Below are 557 nucleotides of genomic sequence, written 5' to 3' on the forward strand. Positions count from 1 at the left end.
GCATCGTGCAGGATGACGGCGCGGACCGCCATGGCCGCCCTCCCCTACTCCGCGCCGATAGACCGGCGGATGGTGTCTTCCAGGCGCCCGTCCACGGCCTCGGCGGTCTGCTCGGGCACCTCGCGCACTGCGCCGATGAGGCCCTCGATGGCCTCCCTCAACTCGGCGACCGGATTCTTGCCGCCCTTCTTCTCCGGGCCCTTCGCGGCCTGCAGCATCTCGTCCATCGCTTTGCCGTTGGCCTCGGCCGCGCCGAGCACGTCCAGCAAGGCGCCCAGGATCACCGACTGCTGGCGATAGACCGCCTCCAACAAGGCCCGGTCGGTCATCGCCGCCAGATCCACGACCTCGCCCGTGGCCGGATCCATCACCTCGTTCGCCATGGCTGCTCTCCGAGAGTGCGTATGCCTGGGAACTCACCCGGACCCATGATACTGCATGCTCAAGAAAGAAGGTGCAGAAACTTGCAATATGTCAAAAGAGTTACTGAAAGAAGTGACATAGTTTTCTGGGGCGTCCGGCCCAGGCGAGAATGGCCGCCGATGGATGGGACCAGA

At 64.6% G+C, this 557-nt stretch carries 1 protein-coding gene; it reads right to left on the reverse strand.

What is annotated here, in order from left to right; all coding sequences use genetic code 11:
* Window positions 1-44: 44 nt before the first annotated feature.
* Complete coding sequence (locus tag Q7A36_RS40710) at window positions 45-383, reverse strand: hypothetical protein (RefSeq protein ID WP_305109471.1); 339 nt, start codon at window positions 381-383, stop codon at window positions 45-47.
* Window positions 384-557 lie beyond the last annotated feature (174 nt).

It is taken from the genome of Paracraurococcus lichenis, from assembly GCF_030657435.1.
GTDB classification, from domain to species: domain Bacteria; phylum Pseudomonadota; class Alphaproteobacteria; order Acetobacterales; family Acetobacteraceae; genus Paracraurococcus; species Paracraurococcus lichenis.